Here is a 16,749-nt window from a genome sequence, read left to right as displayed (position 1 = left end):
TTCCCATCAATGACTCCTGAGCAACCCATGCAGCTAATAGATACTCATGTCCATCTCAACTTTGACCTATTTCAGCCAGATTTAGCAACAGTACGATCGCACTGGCGAAAATCAGGAGTAGTGCGTTTGGTACATTCCTGCGTTCACCCAGAGGAATTTGCCAGCATTCAAGCCCTAGCCCAGGAAATTACTGAACTCAGTTTTGCAGTGGGCTTACACCCCCTAGATGCTGCCAAATGGAATCACGAAACAGCCGAGAAAATAAAAACTCTAGCCAGTTCTGATGCCAAGGTAGTAGCGATTGGGGAAATGGGGTTGGATTTTTATAAAGCCCAAGACTATGACCACCAGCACATAGTATTTGAGTCTCAGTTAGCGATCGCATCTGAACTGAATCTACCAGTGATTATCCACTGTCGAGATGCTGCCCCACAGGTAAGAACAGTCTTGCAAAGGTGGCAAGAAAGTCAAGGAGAAAAAGCACGGGGTGTCATGCATTGTTGGGGTGGAACACCAGAAGAAACCCAATGGTTTTTGGATTTAGGTTTCTACATTAGTTTTAGTGGGACAGTCACCTTTAAAAACGCGCAAACTATACAAGCATCAGCTGCTATAGTAAATAGCGATCGCCTACTAATTGAAACAGATTGCCCCTTCCTAGCCCCCGTACCCAAACGAGGAGAAAAACGCAACGAACCTGCCTACGTCTTTTATGTAGCAGAAAAATTAGCCCAGTTGCGCGGGGAAACTATAGAAGCCATAGCCCATCAAACCACCCAAAATGCTTGTAAATTATTTGGACTGGCATTATAAAAAGCGAACCATAAAGGTGAATTACCATGATCTGGCTAACCATCAAAGTAAAGCACTTTTTTGTACCTGCTTTTATGAGCATTTCCTTGATCAATCGGATTAATTTAAAAAAATAAGACTCTAGGAGGACAAAAGTGTGCTAATATTATTCCCTCCAAAACATTTTACTTGCGCCATAATAATGATAAGGGAAAGGATTTATAACTGCTGAAAGCCACTTAATTGCAGGCGGGTATAAAACCTGCACCGGGCTGATTAGGGATTTGTAAATATAAAAACCAAAATTTCACGGACATCTAAAACTATCTCTACAAGCAGATGCTCTCAATAGATAACAAATCCTGGCAGACTAGGTTGACATGGACTTTTGCACAACAGCGGATCTGGTGTGAATTGAACCTATAGAAAATTGTTAAACATAAAGTGCCTTGTGACTAAAATTCAGCAACATAAATCCATCCTGATTCAGAGCCGGCTCTCGCGGATTCTTCAATTTTGGGATCTCACTGTGAGTATAGATAAATTCTTTTAAAGATACAACAGTGTGGATGTGCATAGATTAATGAAGGCACTGTTCTGGAGGCGACGTGAGGAAAAATAAACCTCAGCAAGATATCAACAATCTGTTCTGGTTGATTAAATCCCCTAAATGGATTTTAGCAAACCTTGCTTCTCCACAAGGGAGATTACCCCCTTGTCAAAAGCCCCCATTCCAGATTTAATTGCTGCGGACAGCTTTTTTACCTGTTAACAGCAGGTAATTTAAGAAGGAGTTTCCCAGCAGCTTGCATACAAGGGTGCTTGAGTCGGGAAGATAATCACAGCAGCGTTCAAGGGAAAGTTTAACCAGGTTGACAAAGGTAGAGGCATGACGAACGAAACATATATGGAACCCGCCTTTCTGTTACCCGACTTAATTGAAATCCAGCGTTCAAGCTTTCGCTGGTTTTTAGAAGAAGGGCTAATAGAAGAGTTGAACTCCTTTAGTCCAATTACAGACTACACCGGGAAACTAGAACTGCACTTTTTAGGTAATAACTACAAACTTAAAGAACCTAAGTACAGCGTCGAAGAATCTAAACGGCGGGATAGCACTTATGCAGTACAAATGTACGTACCCACACGTCTTTTAAATAAAGAAACAGGGGATATTAAAGAACAAGAAGTATTTATAGGTGATCTGCCGTTGATGACGGATCGCGGTACGTTTATTATTAACGGAGCCGAACGGGTCATCGTCAACCAAATAGTGCGATCGCCTGGAGTTTACTACAAATCAGAAATTGATAAAAACGGAAGAAGGACTTATTCTGCCAGCTTAATCCCTAACCGGGGGGCATGGCTAAAATTTGAAACAGACCGTAACGACTTAGTGTGGGTACGCATCGACAAGACCCGCAAACTGTCAGCCCAGGTACTTCTCAAAGCATTAGGATTATCAGACAACGAAATCTTTGATGCCCTACGCCACCCAGAGTACTTCCAAAAAACTATCGAAAAAGAAGGGCAATTTTCCGAAGAAGAAGCCCTAATGGAGTTATACCGCAAACTACGTCCAGGTGAACCACCCACAGTTTTAGGCGGACAACAACTTTTAGACTCCCGCTTCTTCGACCCCAAACGTTATGATTTGGGTCGTGTAGGACGTTATAAACTCAACAAAAAATTACGCCTCTCAGTCCCCGACACCATGCGTGTCCTCACTCCAGGAGACATCCTCGCCGCAGTAGATTACCTCATCAATCTAGAATATGATATCGGCAGCATTGATGACATCGACCACCTCGGAAATCGCCGAGTTAGAAGTGTGGGTGAATTACTGCAAAACCAAGTCAGAGTCGGATTAAATCGCCTAGAGCGAATCATTCGGGAACGGATGACCGTATCCGATGCCGAAGTTTTGACACCAGCATCCTTGGTTAACCCCAAACCACTAGTAGCAGCAATCAAAGAATTCTTTGGTTCCAGCCAACTTAGTCAGTTCATGGATCAAACCAATCCCCTGGCCGAACTGACCCATAAACGCCGTCTGAGCGCCTTAGGTCCAGGTGGTCTGACAAGAGAACGGGCAGGATTCGCCGTGCGAGATATCCACCCCAGCCACTACGGACGGATCTGCCCCATCGAAACCCCAGAAGGCCCCAACGCTGGGTTAATTGGCTCTTTAGCTACCCATGCCCGTGTTAACTTATACGGCTTTTTAGAAACCCCCTTTAGACCAGTAGAAAATGGCAAAGTGCGGTTTGATGTCCAACCAGTGTACATGACCGCCGATGAAGAAGACGATTTGCGGACGGCAACCGGTGACATTCCCGTAGACGAAAATGGCTACATCAAAGGACCACAAGTTCCAGTCCGCTATCGCCAAGACTGGGCAACCACCACACCGGAACAAGTGGACTATGTAGCAGTATCACCAGTGCAGATTGTCTCTGTAGCTACAAGCATGATTCCCTTCTTGGAACATGACGACGCGAACCGGGCGCTGATGGGTTCCAATATGCAACGCCAAGCAGTCCCCCTCCTCAAGCCAGAACGTCCCCTAGTTGGCACAGGCTTAGAAGCTCAAGGCGCTAGAGACTCCGGGATGGTGATTGTTTCTCGGACTGATGGGGATGTTGTGTATGTAGATGCGGCAGAAATTCGCGTCAGAGTCAGAGAACAAACAACAGACAAAAACCTAACCCAGTTACCAGCTTCTCTCAAAGAGTCGCCAACGGGCAAACCCCCAGAAGTTACATATTATCTTTCCAAATATCAACGCTCTAACCAAGATACCTGTCTCAACCAAAAGCCCCTAGTCCGCATTGGGGAAAAAGTTGTAGCTGGACAAGTGTTAGCAGATGGTTCTTCCACCGAAGGGGGAGAGTTAGCACTAGGACAAAACATCGTCGTCGCTTATATGCCTTGGGAAGGCTACAACTATGAAGACGCGATTTTGATTTCTGAGCGGTTGGTACAGGATGATGTCTACACCTCAATTCACATTGAAAAATATGAAATTGAAGCCAGACAAACCAAACTCGGACCAGAAGAAATCACCAGAGAAATTCCCAACGTGGGGGAAGATGCCCTCAGACAACTAGATGAACAGGGCATTATCCGCATTGGGGCTTGGGTAGAAGCTGGGGATATATTGGTGGGTAAAGTTACGCCCAAGGGAGAATCTGACCAACCCCCAGAAGAAAAACTGCTGCGGGCGATTTTCGGGGAAAAAGCGCGAGATGTGCGCGATAACTCCCTGAGAGTTCCCAACGGTGAAAAAGGGCGCGTGGTTGATGTGCGGCTGTTCACCAGAGAACAAGGTGACGAACTGCCACCAGGGGCAAACATGGTGGTGCGGGTGTATGTAGCCCAAAAACGCAAAATCCAAGTCGGCGACAAAATGGCAGGTAGACACGGCAACAAAGGGATTATTTCCCGGATTTTGCCAGCTGAAGATATGCCCTATTTACCTGATGGATCTCCAGTCGATATCGTTCTCAACCCCTTGGGTGTACCCAGCCGGATGAATGTCGGTCAGGTGTTTGAGTGTTTGTTAGGTTGGGCAGGTCAAAACTTAGGAGTGAGATTCAAAATTACTCCCTTTGACGAAATGTATGGCGAAGAATCTTCCCGCCGCATTGTTCATGGCAAACTCCAAGAAGCCAGAGACGAAACCGGGAAAAACTGGGTCTATAACCCCGATGATCCTGGCAAAATTATGGTCTATGACGGACGCACAGGGGAACCCTTTGACCGCCCAATTACCATTGGTGTGGCTTATATGTTGAAACTGGTGCATTTAGTCGATGACAAAATTCACGCCCGTTCGACTGGACCTTATTCTTTGGTGACTCAGCAACCTCTGGGTGGTAAAGCTCAACAAGGTGGTCAAAGATTCGGAGAAATGGAAGTGTGGGCGCTGGAGGCATTTGGGGCTGCTTACACCTTGCAGGAATTGTTAACAGTCAAATCCGACGATATGCAAGGTAGAAATGAAGCCCTGAATGCGATCGTTAAAGGCAAAGCCATTCCTCGTCCGGGAACTCCAGAATCCTTTAAGGTATTGATGCGCGAGTTGCAATCTTTGGGATTAGATATTGCTGTCCACAAAGTAGAAACCCAAGCAGACGGCAGCTCCTTAGATGTAGAAGTCGATTTAATGGCAGACCAAGCCACCCGTCGCACGCCACCACGACCCACCTATGAGTCCCTTTCTCGTGAGTCGTTGGAAGAAGAATAGTAATTAGTAATTGATAATTCGTAATTCGTAATTGAATGAAAGTTACGAATTGCGAATTACAAACTACAAATTACTAATTGTTAAGTAATCAAACAAAATTAATTACACAAAAATTTGGGCTGAAATCCCTGACTGGCAAAGAATTGGTAAATCACCAATATGTAATTAATTCTGTCGAGGTACTTAATTACGAATTACGAATTACGAATTACGAATTACGAATTAATTATGAGACCTGCCCAGACTAATCAGTTTGACTACGTAAAAATCGGACTCGCTTCTCCTGAACGTATTCGTCAGTGGGGAGAGCGGACTTTGCCTAATGGCCAGGTAGTTGGTGAAGTCACCAAGCCGGAGACTATCAACTACCGGACTCTGAAGCCTGAGATGGATGGTTTATTTTGCGAACGCATTTTTGGCCCAGCTAAGGACTGGGAATGCCATTGTGGCAAATATAAAAGAGTGCGTCATAGAGGCATTGTCTGCGAACGCTGCGGTGTGGAGGTAACAGAGTCACGGGTGCGACGACACCGCATGGGCTTTATTAAGTTAGCTGCCCCTGTTGCCCACGTTTGGTATCTTAAGGGCATCCCCAGCTATATTGCTATTTTGTTAGATATGCCGCTGCGGGATGTAGAACAAATTGTTTATTTCAACTCTTATGTTGTTTTAGCTCCTGGTAATGCCGACACCCTCACCTACAAACAACTGTTGAGTGAAGACCAGTGGCTAGAAATTGAAGACGCTATCTATAGCGAAGATTCCCAACTGGTGGGGGTAGAGGTAGGTATTGGGGCAGAGGCGCTCCTACGGTTGCTCGCAGATATTAATTTAGAGCAAGAAGCGGAAAATCTCCGGGAAGAAATCGGCAACGCTAAGGGACAAAAACGAGCCAAGCTGATTAAACGGCTGCGGGTGATTGATAACTTTATTGCCACTGGTTCTAAACCAGAATGGATGGTGATGGCTGTGATTCCGGTCATTCCTCCAGATTTGCGCCCTATGGTACAGCTAGATGGGGGTAGATTTGCTACCAGCGATTTAAACGATTTATACCGTCGGGTCATTAATCGCAATAACCGTTTAGCCAGACTCCAAGAAATATTAGCACCAGAAATTATTGTCCGTAACGAAAAACGGATGCTGCAAGAAGCAGTGGATGCTTTGATTGATAATGGTCGCCGAGGACGGACTGTGGTAGGGGCTAATAACCGCCCGCTCAAGTCTTTGTCAGACATTATTGAAGGTAAGCAAGGACGCTTCCGTCAAAACCTGTTAGGTAAACGGGTTGACTATTCAGGACGTTCGGTAATTGTGGTGGGGCCAAAGCTGAAAATTCACCAGTGCGGTTTGCCTAGAGAAATGGCAATTGAGTTGTTTCAACCTTTTGTGATTAACCGCTTGATTCGTTCCGGTATGGTGAATAACATCAAGGCAGCGAAAAAGCTGATTTCTCGCAATGACCCCAGTGTGTGGGATGTGTTGGAAGAAGTGATTGAAGGGCATCCGGTGATGTTAAACCGCGCTCCCACATTGCACCGCTTGGGGATTCAGGCTTTTGAACCTATTTTAGTAGAAGGTAGGGCAATTCAACTCCATCCTCTGGTATGTCCGGCTTTTAACGCTGACTTTGACGGCGACCAAATGGCGGTACACGTACCTCTATCCTTAGAAAGTCAAGCAGAAGCACGGCTGTTGATGTTGGCTTCTAACAACATTCTTTCACCAGCAACAGGTAAACCAATTGTTACCCCTAGCCAAGACATGGTATTAGGGGCGTATTACCTAACAGCAGAAAATCCTAATGCAACCAAAGGGGCTGGTGGATTTTTTGCCTCCCTCGATGATGTGATTATGGCTTATCAGCAAGATCAGGTTGACCTGCATTCCTATATTTATGTGCGGTTTGACGGAGAAATGGAAACAAGCGTTCCAGACACCGAGCCATTAGAAATCGTAGTCAACGAAGATGGGACTCGGACATTGCTGTATAAATACCGTCGTGTCCGCCAAGATGCCGAAGGAAATTTACTTTCTCAGTATATCTACACCACCGCTGGTCGGGTGATTTATAACAACGCAATTCAGGAAGCTTTAGCAAGCTAATTAAAGAAGGAGTCAGGAGTCAGGAGTCAGGAGTCAGGAGTCAGGAGTCAGGAGTCAGGAGTCAGGAGTCAGTAGTTATTCTGCTCCTCTGCCCCTCTGCTCCCCTGCCCCTCTGCTCCCCTGCCCCTCTGCTCCCCTGCCCCTCTGCTCCCCTGCCCCTCTGCCCCCTGCCCCTGCCCCCTGCCCCTCTGCCCCCTACCTCCTGAACTTGCCGAAGTCCAAAATCCAAAATGGAGAGACTAATGACTGAAAAAATGATTTTTCGCAACGTTGTCGTTAACAAAGGCCAACTGAGAAACTTGATATCTTGGGCATTTACCCACCATGGGACAGCGCGGACAGCGGTAATGGCGGATAAATTAAAAGAGCTAGGATTCCGCTATGCCACCAAAGCCGGGGTATCTATTAGCGTTGATGATTTGATGGTTCCACCTTCCAAGCGATCGCTCTTAGAAGCAGCAGAAGAAGAAATTCTCAGCACCGAAGCCCGATTCAAACGGGGAGAAATCACTGAAGTGGAACGGTTCCAAAAGGTAATTGATACCTGGAACAGCACCAGCGAAAGCCTCAAAGACGAAGTGGTGACACACTTCAAAAAAACCAACCCCCTCAACTCCGTCTATATGATGGCCTTTTCGGGAGCGCGGGGCAACATCTCCCAAGTCCGGCAGCTAGTAGGTATGCGGGGACTAATGGCAGATCCCCAAGGGGAAATTATTGACTTGCCCATCAAAACCAACTTCCGAGAAGGGCTAACAGTTACAGAATATATTATTTCTTCTTATGGAGCCAGAAAAGGGTTAGTAGATACAGCCCTCCGCACCGCCGACTCTGGTTATCTCACCCGACGATTAGTAGATGTATCTCAAGATGTAATTATTCGGGAATTTGACTGCGGCACTACCAGGGGTGTCCCTGTCCGGGATATGACCGAAGGCGCTAAAATTCTAATTCCCATCGGCAACCGATTAATGGGCAGGGTAGTAGGAGAAGACGTAATTCACCCCACCACAGGAGAAATTATTGCTACCCGCAACACCCCCATCTCCGATGACTTAGCCATAGCAATTCAAAAAGCTGATGTCAAAGAAGTGATAGTGCGATCGCCCCTCACCTGCGAAGCCGCCCGTTCCGTGTGTCAACATTGTTATGGCTGGAGTTTAGCCCATGCCAAAATGGTAGACCTGGGAGAAGCCGTGGGGATTATTGCCGCCCAGAGTATCGGTGAACCAGGAACCCAGTTGACCATGCGGACTTTCCACACCGGGGGTGTATTCACCGGGGAAGTAGCCCAACAGGTGAGATCCAAAATTGACGGCACAGTCAAAATATCCCGCAAGCTCAAAACCCGTCCCTATCGCACCCGTCACGGTGAAGACGCACTCTATGCCGAAACCAACGGCACTTTAACCTTAGAAGCCAAGGGTGAAGCCGAAAACCAAGAAATTCAGATCACCCAAGGTTCAACTCTGTATATTGTGCCTGGTCAACAGGTTAAAGCTGCCCAACTGTTGGCAGAAGTAGCCCTGGGAGGCAGAACCACCCGTACCAATACAGAAAAAGCCGTTAAAGATGTAGCCTCTGACCTAGCCGGAGAGGTGCAGTTTGCCGATGTTGTTTCTGAACAAAAAACCGATAGACAAGGCAACACCACCACCACAGCATCAAGAGGGGGATTAATTTGGATTCTTTCTGGTGAAGTTTATAACTTGCCACCAGGAGCAGAACTAGTAGTTAACAACGGTGATGCGATCGCTTCCAATGGTGTATTAGCAGAAACCAAATTAACCTCCGTGCATGGTGGGGTAGTGCGGTTGCCAGAAGCAATTCCCGGCAAAGCCACCAGAGAAATCGAAATCATCACTGCCTCTGTGGTATTAGACCAAGCCACGGTGACAGTCCAGAGTTTCCAAGGACGCAACAACTACCTAGTGCATACCGGAAAAGAGTCAGGAGTCAGGAGTCAGGAGTCAGGAGGAGAAGAGGATAATTCTCCCCTGCTCCCTGCTTCCCGCCCCCCTGCCTCTTCTGCTCAAGTCTTTAACCTCCGAGCTACACCAGGCACAAAAGTCCAAAATGGGCAAGTAGTTGCTGAGTTAATAGATGATCGTTATCGCACCACCACCGGAGGCTTTTTGAAGTTTGCTGGTGTGGAAGTGCAGAAAAAAGGCAAAGCCAAATTAGGTTATGAAGTAGTCACCGGTGGCACACTGCTGTGGATTCCTGAAGAAACCCACGAAGTCAACAAAGATATATCCTTGTTGTTAGTCGAAGATGGGCAATTTGTCGAAGCCGGCACCGAAGTCGTCAAAGACATCTTTTGTCAAACCAGCGGTGTCATCGAAGTCACCCAGAAAAACGACATCTTGCGCGAAGTGGTGATTAAACCAGGTGAACTGCTGATGGTCGATGACCCCGAAGCAGTATTAGGGCGAGATAACACCCTAATTCAACCAGGTGAAGAGTTCCAAGGCACTGTAGCCACAGAACTGCGCTACATTCAGTATGTAGAGTCACCAGAAGGCCCGGCTCTTTTGAGTCGTCCGGTAGTAGAGTTTGCCGTTCCTAGCAACCCAGACCTGCCTTCTACCACCTCAGTTAGTCAGCAAACAAGCCGCTCAATTCAGCTGCGAGCGGTACAAAGACTGCCCTATAAAGATTCCGAGCGAGTCAAATCTGTAGAAGGGGTAGAACTACTACGGACTCAACTAGTGTTAGAAATTGAGCAAGAGGGTGAACAAGACCACACAGCCTCACCTCTGGCAGCAGACATTGAATTAGTCACTGATGTAGAAAACCCAGAAATTCAGCGATTGCAATTGGTAATTCTGGAATCCTTGGTAATTCGCCGTGATATTGCTGCTGATGCCACTCAAGGCAGCACTCAAACCACTTTGGAAGTAGAAGATGGTTTAAGTATTGCTCCTGGTGCTGTGGTCGCACGAACACAGATTTTGTGTAAAGAAGGCGGTATAGTCCGTGGCGTGAGAAAAGGCACAGAAGCTGTGCGTCGCTGCTTGGTCTTGCGCGACAGTGACATGATCACCATGACTACCAAAACTGCCCCCAAAGTCAAGAAAGGTACTTTGTTGGTTGAAGGTACAGAAATTGCGTCTGGTGTGTTTGCAGCCGAATCTGGACAAGTGGTAGAGGTAAAAGCAGGTGACAAGGAACTCTTAACAGGTGACAGAGACTCTTCTTCATTATCACCATCTGCTTATACTCTTACCCTGCGGGTTGGTCGTCCCTATCGCGTCAGTCCTGGTGCGGTGTTGCAAATAGAGGATGGGGATTTAGTGCAACGGGGTGACAACTTGGTGTTATTGGTGTTTGAAAGAGCCAAAACTGGAGACATTATCCAAGGTTTGCCCAGAATTGAAGAACTGCTAGAAGCTCGCAAACCCAAAGAAGCCTGTATTTTGTGCCGTCGTCCGGGAGAAGTGAAGGTGGTCTATGGAGATGGGGATGAAAGCATAACCACATCTCGTGAAGCTTACGCTATCAAGGTTGTTGAATCTAATGGCGTTATTACCGACTATCCCCTGGGGCCTGGGCAAAACTTAATGGTTTCTGATGGTGTTCAGGTATTAGCAGGTCAACCCCTGACTGATGGCCCTTCTAATCCCCATGAGATTTTAGAAATTTTCTTTAGTCTTGGTTCTGATGATGGTATCTATGCCTGTGCTAGTCATGCACTGCAAAAAGTACAGAGCTTTTTGGTTAACGAAGTGCAGATGGTGTACCAGTCTCAAGGCATTGAGATTGCTGACAAACACATTGAGGTGATTGTCCGCCAAATGACTAATAAGGTGCGGATTGATGATGGTGGGGATACTACTATGTTGCCTGGTGAGTTGGTCGAGTTGCGCCAAGTTGAGCAGGTAAATGAAGCTATGTCAATTACAGGTGGTGCAAAGGCGCAATATACCCCCGTGTTGTTAGGTATCACCAAGGCATCTCTTAACACTGATAGCTTTATTTCTGCTGCTTCTTTCCAAGAAACAACCAGAGTCTTAACTGAAGCTGCTATTGAAGGTAAGTCTGATTGGCTGCGGGGATTGAAGGAAAACGTTATTATCGGGCGATTGATACCTGCTGGTACTGGTTACAACACCTATGAAGAAACTACCATCGTTGAAGACTATGGAACTGATTTGGGTAACAGCGTCTTAGATGAAGTCGATGACCCGTTGGATATGGTGTTAGATGACCGCACGGCCAAGCTCTATAGTTTAGATACTCCTGCTTTGGGAGATGGTAGCTATGGGGGAAGAAAGGCAGAAAAGTCAATTTTGGATGATGATGATGATCTGATTGCTGATGAAGTCAGCGACCTTGTAGAAGAGGAAGAAGAAGACGACGACTACGAGGAAGAAGAGGATGATGATTACGATGAAGACTAAAACTGTTTACTTACGTTAGTAACGTTCGTAGCGTACCAAAAGTAAAAGGTAATAGTTGGAAAGGGCAAAAGATTAATTTCTTTTGCCTTTTTGCATGATTTTTAATTATAAGGATCTAATCAAAAGTTAGTAACGGTAACACTTAAACCAGAATCAAGCTTGGGAACCTTTAAATACTCGATTGGCTCATAACTTTGACGATTTGCGTTATTTGTTGCGGAGCATGGTTGAAAGAAAGTCTCTGGATTGTTGATATACTCCAGTGGGTTCATTTTTTTGCATTCTGGGTCGCTTACTCTCAAGCTGCCATCAGTATTATGAGTCTGATCGCTCACAATATTATTCCATTTACTAGTAATTGTGGCTGCTTCCGTTACCAAATTAGCTGACTGATCACGTTTACCTGTAATATCAGAAGTTTGTTTTGGGTTAGCATAAGCACTAGGAGTGATAGCTACTGCACTAATAGAAACGGCTAAAGTTAAAAGATATAATTTCATAATTAACGGAATTAAGATTTAGAACTAGTGAAAAAATTACCATCAACTCAGGACAAACACTAGATACTGTAGAACTAGTTATAAAGTACATTTCCTGTTTATTCTAGAACTAGTAGGTGTTTTCGCTGTTTTTCTTCTTAAAAGTCTGTCAAACTTCAAAATTCTTAATTTTAATATCGTCTTCCGATGGCTGACATAAGCCCCAAAATCCCATAGGCTAATTTAAAGTGTGCAGTTCACAGGTTCACACAAAAGTCATCCACAATGTATACTTAACCTTGTTGTAGGTGTTACCAACCTTTTTCAAGTAGCGGTAAAAATGCCTCTCAATCTGCAAAATCTTGCTATCCTCAATCATTACTCATTTGTCAATCACAATTTGTAACCAAAATGTCTTTAAAAATTGTTCAGAATTTTGATAGTAGTTTTACACTCGCACCAGAAGCTCAAGAAACTCTGTTTAAATTATTGACGAGTGAATCATTTTTAAGCCAAATTTGTCAAAATTGGCAATGTGAAAAAATTGAATTTACCGAAATGCTTTTTCAACCAGTTCCCTACAGTCCAGCGACTCCCAAAGGGATGCCAGCAGAATTTGAACAATATCATAAATCTGAAGATTACACCATCATTAACGTACCGCCAAATTTCATGTTTAATGCTAAAATTTTCAGACCTAGTCGCCTTTGTGCAATTTACAGGAAAAAGCTTTAAGCAGTAGTGAAGAAAATATGTTTTGCTGCCATTACAAACTATCCGAGCAAATAGTAAATTATTAATTTATAAAGTTCTATCATGACTACTGAAACTAATATTCCTTCTTTAGCTAATCTAGAATATATTGCTTACATTGATGATAATGGTGAATTCCCAGAACAATTTCAAGGTAAAATAGGAGTTTATGCTATTTTTAATCAAGAAAAAATTCTCCAATTTGTGGGTTATTCCCGCGATATTTATCTCAGTCTTAAACAGCATTTAGTTCGTCAACCTGAACAATGTTATTGGGTGAAAGCACAAACTATTGAACGACCTAACCGCACGATTTTAGAAAATATTGAAAATGCTTGGATAACTGAAAATGGCAGTCTTGATTTAGGTAATTTGGAAAATAAGCAAAAATGGACTAATCCTATTGATGCTAAGGCACTCATGACAGATGAAGAAAAGGCTAAATATCAAAATCCATTAATTGATGATTTAGTAAAAATGAAACTTATTAAAAATGTAGCGCGGCGAGTCGAAGAAGAAATTTTAGCAGTATTATTAGCACGAGGGTTACAAACTCAAATTCGCTTTAATCCTAAATTAAAAGAAGATGGATTACTGGATTTAAAATAAGAGGATGTTTGAAAACTTTTTCCTGTGGTATTTGACACCTGTAAATCCTCCTTACAAAGAAGGACTTTGAAAAGGTTATTCCCCCTTTTTTTTAAGCGGCTTAGGGAGGATATGGATACGACGCTAGACTTGTCCATTCATCCTCTAAGAATAAATTCCAATTTGGGTTACAAGCACAAGTCAGGTAATAAATTAATTTAGGTGGGCATAGGCATCGTTCTTTTGGTAGAGTTGCATTAAGTTCTTGGAGAAGATTGCTATATCCTGGGAAAATAATTAGCCATCATCCAGCACTCAACACTTTTCCAAGTCAGTTGCTTGTAACCTGTTATGACATTACAACTACTAAACGATCGCTATCAAGTTCTCCAAGTCCTTGGCGCTGGCGGGTTTGGGGAAACATTTCTAGCAGAAGATACTTATTTACCATCAAAGCGTCGCTGTGTAGTCAAACAGCTACGACCAATACAAAATAATCCCCAGATTTACCAACTGGTACAAGAGAGATTTCAACGGGAAGCAGTCATGTTAGAAGCACTTGGTGGTGCAACTGAGCAAATTCCTGGCTTGTATGCTTACTTCTCCTCTGAGGGACAATTTTACTTGGTACAAGAGTGGGTTGAAGGGGATACTTTAACAGCAAAAATCCAACAACAAGGATTATTTACTGAAAGCGGTATTCAAGAATTATTAGTAAATTTATTACCCGTTCTTGATTATATTCACTCGCAACATATTGTTCACCGCGATATCAAACCAGATAATATTATTTTGCGTCATCGTGATGGTAAACCTGTGCTGATTGACTTTGGTGCCGTGAGAGAATCAATGGGGACGGTGTTGAATTCTCAGGGAAATCCTACTAGTTCAATTGTAATTGGTACGCCGGGATTTATGCCCAGCGAACAAGCAGCAGGTAGACCAGTTTATTCAAGTGATTTGTATAGTTTAGGGTTGACAGCAATTTATTTGCTCACTGGTAGACAACCACAACAATTAGAGACAGATTCTCAAACAGGTGAGATTGTATGGCGAGAGTATGCTGGTCATCTTAGTACAATGATGGCAGAGATTCTTGATAAAGCGATCGCCTATCATCCACGCGATCGCTATTCTACAGCTAAAGCAATGTTAGATGCTTTGCAAAGCCTAGTCAAACCTATTCCGGCTACGCTACCACCAACCATTCTCACGCCTATAGTACCGATATCACCAACTATTCCCGCTCACCCCCAACTAGTTGCTAAAACTAATAATCAGAATGGTATCCTCATTGGTAGTTTAATTGCAGGTGGGTTAATCGGTGCATCTGTAATTATTGGTCAGGTGTTAACAAAATCTCTCGAATCTGGCACAGATACGGAGGTGTCAGTTTCCACAAAGAGATCAAATACAACACCCCAAGTGCAGGATACTCCCAGTATTTTACCAACTTCAGAAACTGCACCAAATCCTACACCCCAAGTTATTGCAACTCCTGAAATTACGACCACTGTTATAGACAAAAGGCTAAAAATAGAAAGCACTAATAAAAATATTGATAATTATGCTTGGCTTTCAGAAAGACAAGTTACAAATACAGATTTAGAAGGTAAAAATGGCTTTGAACTAGATATAATGAGGAATACAATTTTTGCTGTTCATGGTCGCCGTTTTGATACTCCTGGTTTACAAGATTACTTTGATCAACAGCCTTGGTATAATCCCCAATATTCACCCAAGGAGTTTCCGGTTAAATTATTATCAAAATTAGAGCAAAGCAATGTAGATTATATTGCTAAATATCAAGACAGTTATAATATCAGATACTTTAAAAAATGAATAATTTCAGTGAGATTTAAATTTTGATAAGTGTCTTTTCTTCTATCCCCAATGTCAGCAAGAGCAAATATTTAGAGAAACTACGGTAAGCTGGATGCATGAACTACGAAATAGCCCGCAAATTACTCATAGACCAAACAATAAACGACGAAAATCCAGATACTTTCTTAAATCGTCTCAAACAAGGAAAACCTCCAGTACCAGGTCAAATAACTTCAGTTTTGTTAGCCTTGAAGGTAGTATTTGAAGCCTTGAAAGAAACCACTAATGTAGATAAAGAACTGGCTTATGCTTTATATAAATTAGGTATTAGAGCCTTGCAGTTATTTGCTACAGGACGCAAAGCGGGTATTGACTGGCCACCGCTGTTGAAAGAAGATTTGCAACGCATTTCCCTCGCAGCAGAAAGTATATTTTCTGGTACATGGCAAACTCTAAGCATTGGAGGCTATCTGAAGGACGAAAGCTTGAAGTAGCCAGACAAAATTTTACTGCAAACAGGTAAAATTATGATATAAGTCCAGATTTTACCCGTTCACAGTATAACAATGAAGGTAAATAGCGCAAATATTATTGCTCAACTCAAAATAGCTACTGAAAATTTAAACTACTCATGTGCAGGAGACTCTTCAGTGGGAACTCGTATTTGGGAGTTAACTGCCAAGGGTGAATTAAGTCTAGAAAATATGTTTAAATTGTTACCAATAGACGTAGATTGGATGGAGGGGATATATACAAGATGTGAGTATTTAGTGAAAGCAGAATCAAATTATCAAACTGTTATATTAGATGAAGAAATTTGTATTTCAGGATTATATCAAATTTATCTACAATTTTTCGAGTCTTTATTATCTAATTTGTCAGATTTACAGATATATGAAATAACGATTGATAAAACTCTTCTTCATTATGACTATAATCATACCGAAGGGAGCTATCGCCGTGCTGGAGGGTGCTATATAGGAAGAACAACGGACGGGTATTGGATTGGTATAGCTAACAAGTATCCTTGTGATTTTCTATCAAGTAGCGATGAAGAGTTTTTACCAAAAAGCAACAATTTATTTAGAGAAACAACACACAAGTTTTTGCAAGAGATACCAAGTTTCATGGAAATACTATATCAATCATCCCGTTCTCATTACCTTGCCTCTATACAAGGTCAGGAATCAGGTCATCCTAATCCCTTTTACATATTCAATTACTATTTTTGCGAAGTTGCAGAGACCAAAGACTTGCTCTTTAAAAAATTGCTATATTCCATAGGTATTATTGCTACTCGAAGATTTTGCGGTACTAGCTTTCCGTCGGTTGATGAAATTCTACGACTACATTTAAGAAATTTGAGAGAATATATTTTTTTAGGTACAAATTACTGCTGGATAGGTGAAGCTCAAGAAGGTGATTGGATTGGTGTGACAGCATACTGCTACCCTTAAGGCTAGGGGTAAATGTATTCAAAAGAAGCAGTGTAGAAGCTTTTTGGAACCTCGTAAACTGAAAGTCAGTCAGAGTAAGACTGTCAATCTATCTTGTCCCT

The 16,749-nt window shown here is 43.3% G+C and carries 10 protein-coding genes; 9 read left to right on the top strand and 1 reads right to left on the bottom strand.

Translation table 11 applies throughout. The features are described 5' to 3' along the window. The first annotated feature begins 27 nt into the window (after nt 1-27). From ACOWPH_RS06835 to ACOWPH_RS06820, 4 genes are all read left to right on the top strand, one after another. Complete coding sequence (locus ACOWPH_RS06835) at nt 28-813, top strand: TatD family hydrolase (RefSeq protein WP_042465980.1); 786 nt, start codon at nt 28-30, stop codon at nt 811-813. Between the two features lie 868 nt (nt 814-1,681). Beyond that, on the top strand, nt 1,682-5,038 hold the full coding sequence (gene rpoB, locus ACOWPH_RS06830; protein WP_015214671.1) for a DNA-directed RNA polymerase subunit beta: 3,357 nt from the start codon (nt 1,682-1,684) through the stop codon (nt 5,036-5,038). A 228-nt stretch (nt 5,039-5,266) separates the two neighbouring features. Next, on the top strand, nt 5,267-7,144 hold the full coding sequence (locus ACOWPH_RS06825) for a DNA-directed RNA polymerase subunit gamma (protein WP_015214670.1): 1,878 nt from the start codon (nt 5,267-5,269) through the stop codon (nt 7,142-7,144). Nucleotides 7,145-7,386: 242 nt separating this feature from the next. Beyond that, nucleotides 7,387-11,547 carry a DNA-directed RNA polymerase subunit beta' gene (locus ACOWPH_RS06820; RefSeq protein ID WP_015214669.1) on the top strand — a complete coding sequence of 1,387 codons (4,161 nt, stop codon included), beginning with the start codon at nt 7,387-7,389 and terminating at the stop codon, nt 11,545-11,547. Nucleotides 11,548-11,666: 119 nt separating this feature from the next. Here the strand turns inward: ACOWPH_RS06820 and ACOWPH_RS06815 are convergent, their stop codons facing one another. After that, complete coding sequence (locus ACOWPH_RS06815; protein WP_015214668.1) at nt 11,667-12,047, bottom strand: hypothetical protein; 381 nt, start codon at nt 12,045-12,047, stop codon at nt 11,667-11,669. Between the two features lie 390 nt (nt 12,048-12,437). Here ACOWPH_RS06815 and ACOWPH_RS06810 point away from each other — a divergent pair, with 390 nt between their 5' ends. From ACOWPH_RS06810 to ACOWPH_RS06790, 5 genes are all read left to right on the top strand, one after another. After that, on the top strand, nt 12,438-12,761 hold the full coding sequence (locus tag ACOWPH_RS06810) for a hypothetical protein (RefSeq protein WP_015214667.1): 324 nt from the start codon (nt 12,438-12,440) through the stop codon (nt 12,759-12,761). Between the two features lie 81 nt (nt 12,762-12,842). Further along, nucleotides 12,843-13,388 (top strand): GIY-YIG nuclease family protein, encoded by a 546-nt coding sequence (locus ACOWPH_RS06805; RefSeq protein ID WP_015214666.1) that lies wholly within the window; start codon nt 12,843-12,845, stop codon nt 13,386-13,388. 330 nt (nt 13,389-13,718) lie between these two features. Continuing rightward, nucleotides 13,719-15,209, top strand: coding sequence for a protein kinase domain-containing protein (locus ACOWPH_RS06800; RefSeq protein ID WP_015214665.1), 1,491 nt, complete (start codon nt 13,719-13,721; stop codon nt 15,207-15,209). A gap of 98 nt (nt 15,210-15,307) precedes the next feature. Beyond that, complete coding sequence (locus tag ACOWPH_RS06795) at nt 15,308-15,685, top strand: hypothetical protein (RefSeq protein ID WP_015214664.1); 378 nt, start codon at nt 15,308-15,310, stop codon at nt 15,683-15,685. 72 nt (nt 15,686-15,757) lie between these two features. After that, nucleotides 15,758-16,648 carry a hypothetical protein gene (locus tag ACOWPH_RS06790; RefSeq protein WP_015214663.1) on the top strand — a complete coding sequence of 297 codons (891 nt, stop codon included), beginning with the start codon at nt 15,758-15,760 and terminating at the stop codon, nt 16,646-16,648. The last annotated feature ends 101 nt before the right edge of the window (nt 16,649-16,749 follow it).

Origin of the sequence: Anabaena sp. PCC 7938 (assembly GCF_049315035.1) — a bacterium.
GTDB lineage: Bacteria > Cyanobacteriota > Cyanobacteriia > Cyanobacteriales > Nostocaceae > Anabaena > Anabaena cylindrica.
Note: the sequence above shows the minus strand (reverse complement) of the source record. Positions and strands in the feature narration are given on the sequence as shown.